The organism is Aeromonas sp. ASNIH8, assembly GCF_002919855.1.
GTDB classification, from domain to species: domain Bacteria; phylum Pseudomonadota; class Gammaproteobacteria; order Enterobacterales; family Aeromonadaceae; genus Aeromonas; species Aeromonas caviae.
On record NZ_PQLN01000194.1, the window covers coordinates 1 to 2,480 of the forward strand.

The 2,480-nt window shown below is 57.3% G+C and carries 2 protein-coding genes and 1 pseudogene; 1 reads left to right on the forward strand and 2 read right to left on the reverse strand.

The genetic code is table 11. From position 1 onward, the window contains the following. Positions 1 to 137 precede the first annotated feature (137 nt). Complete coding sequence (locus C3418_RS23270; protein WP_146054156.1) at positions 138 to 608, forward strand: hypothetical protein; 471 nt, start codon at positions 138 to 140, stop codon at positions 606 to 608. A gap of 193 nt (positions 609 to 801) precedes the next feature. Here C3418_RS23270 and C3418_RS23275 read toward each other — a convergent pair. Together C3418_RS23275 and C3418_RS23280 are read right to left on the reverse strand one after the other, a co-directional pair. Further along, positions 802 to 1,803: pseudogene (locus C3418_RS23275) on the reverse strand (methyl-accepting chemotaxis protein); the annotation flags it as partial. A 54-nt stretch (positions 1,804 to 1,857) separates the two neighbouring features. Beyond that, the coding region (locus C3418_RS23280) for an RNA-guided endonuclease TnpB family protein (RefSeq protein ID WP_146054157.1) at positions 1,858 to 2,480 on the reverse strand (623 nt) is incomplete at its 5' end.

A 2,480-nucleotide genomic window follows, 5' to 3' on the forward strand; every position in this document is an offset into this window, starting at 1 on the left:
AGGTGGTAGGATAGGCATCAACTCAGTCCTTTGGGTGTGGCTTGTTTTGTTTAGCGACTAATCAGATCGCACAAACTGGACTGAGTTCCCTTCCTCCGGTGATCTACTATTCGGAACAGCTATTTAGCGAGGACCTGGTGATTGGCGAGAAAACAATTACGCCGACTGAGGTCACTTTGAAAGCCATTGAAATACAGGGCTATTACTCAGGCCATGCGGATCAGGAAGGGGTTCTTGATTTCGTGTTTCGTGAGCGCGGTGAAGTGAAGGAAGGGGTGACGCGTAAAGCGGCAACAATTTTTTTGAATCATGGACAGCATGCTGCACGTAAGGAGCTAAAGGAGGCGATTCAAAGTAGAGGAGAAGCGCGTCAGGAAGGTGATCGAGTCGTTTGTGGCATCGAGCTGCCTGACAATAGTGGTTTTTGGTATGACTTAAATACCAAGCAGTGGCTTGAGCCAGAAAAGGAATCAAAGACAGATTCCCTCCTCCGCGAGCTACTACTAGAGCAACGGAAAACTAATCAGCTATTGCAGAGATTAGTTGAGCACAGAGGCCCCCTTCAGAACTCGGCCCCAAAAAAACCTGGTAAGGCGTTGAAAAAATAGTTGCTCAGCCCACTTTTCCTCAATGGCTGCATCGACTGGCCGCGCGTGACCGTTCATCACGAACGGCTCCTGTAATTTATTAGCTGCTGTTCAGTTCTTGATGGACTGAACGGCAGGATCGGGTCGTCAAGAGACCGTCGCGCCAACATGGCATGCGCTTAACGTACGATTTTTTCCGTTTCGTGAGCTGACCCCGGGAAGCCTGCTTGGCCGCCCCCATGGCGTCCGTGGTGTTGCGAGACACCTCATTGACGGTGGACTGCATCTCGTTCATGGCGGTGGCGACCTGAGAGACCTCTCCCTGCTGGCTTGCCATGCCTTCGGCGGACTGCTCGGAGATGGCGCTCACCTCCTCTACCGCGCTGCTGAGCTGACTCACCGAACCGGAGATTTCACTCACCAGCTCCGCCAGAGCCCCCTGCATCCGGTCGATGGCCGACCCCAGCTGGCCCAGCTCGTCGCGGTTGAAGCGGTTGCCGCGGATCCACTCCTGCAGCTCGCCCCGACCGAGATCGCCGCTCGCAATGCGCTGGGCCTGACGGGCCAGCATGATGAGCGGGTCACGGATCTGGCGGGTCAGCACCACGGAGAGGGCGACAACCAGGGCCAGGCCGATCACCAGGGCCAGGGTCACACTCAGCTTGGCGCTGTCAAAGGCGGCGATCACCTCGGCGCGGGAGCCCACGGAGTAGCCGTGGTTGATGCGAATGAGATCCCCCACCGACTTGCTCAGGGTGGTGTAGAGGGTGACCCCCTCCCCCATGAAGAGGTGCCGGGCTTCGGCCATCTGTCCCGAGTCCTGCATCTGCCGGATGCGCTGGTGCAGGGCGACATATCGCTCCCAGTCCGCCTTGACGATGTCAAAGGCGCGGCGCTCCTCCCGATCCTCCGCCCAGATGGTGCCATCGTGGGCCACTATCTGGCGCGCAGCCTCTTGCAGGCTCTTCTCGCTCTCGTTGCGATAGCGGGCCTTCTGCTGGGCATCGTCCGCCACCAGGAAGACATCCAGTTCGTAGCGGCGCAGGGCATTGATGGTCTCGCCGAGGGTGCTGGTGCGCACGACGGCGGGCAGGATACTGTCGGTAAAGCCGATGGCGGCGCGGTTCATCTTGCTGAATTCAAACAGCGAGAAGCCGCCGATAAAGGCCATCATCAGGCCGAGTACGGCAAAGCCGGCGGTAAGTTTTTTGCCTATCGTCTTGACATCCTCCCCACCTTAGCGCTTCGCGTCACAGGAGGGGGATTCCCATTACTGGGTGATAGCTGCTCGCGCAGTACCGGGTTCCTGCTTCATCGGGCGGCCTGATTGCACCACGCCTCCACAGGCTAAAACGGCGTGTCCCGCCGCTAAAATATTGCGAGCGCCGTTCACATCGGCGTTCGCCTCATAACCACACGCAGCGCATTTAAACTGGCTTTGCGTCTGGCGGTTATCCTTCGCAGTATGCCCACAACAGGCGCACTGCTGGCTCGTGTAGGCCGGGTTTATCGCCAACACCTGACCGCCTCGCCATGCCTGCTTATATTCGAGCTGGCGGCGCAGCTCAAACCAGCCCTGATCTAATATCGAACGATTCAGCCCTGATTTTGCCCGGACGTTGCGCCCCGGCTGGCTGGTCGTGCCCGCTGCTGATTTTGACATGCTGGCAACCTTCAAATCCTCAATGACGATCATCGCGTGGTTTTTGCTGATAGTCGTTGTGACCTTGTGAAGGTAATCGCGGCGGCTATTGGCGATATGTGAGTGCAGCCGCTGGATCTTGGCTTTTTGTTTCTTCCAGTTGCTGCTGAACTTTACCTTTTTGCTCAACTGGCGTTGGAGCCTTGCCAGCTTGGTCTGATTGGTTTTGAAGCTGTTGACGGGCTCAAACA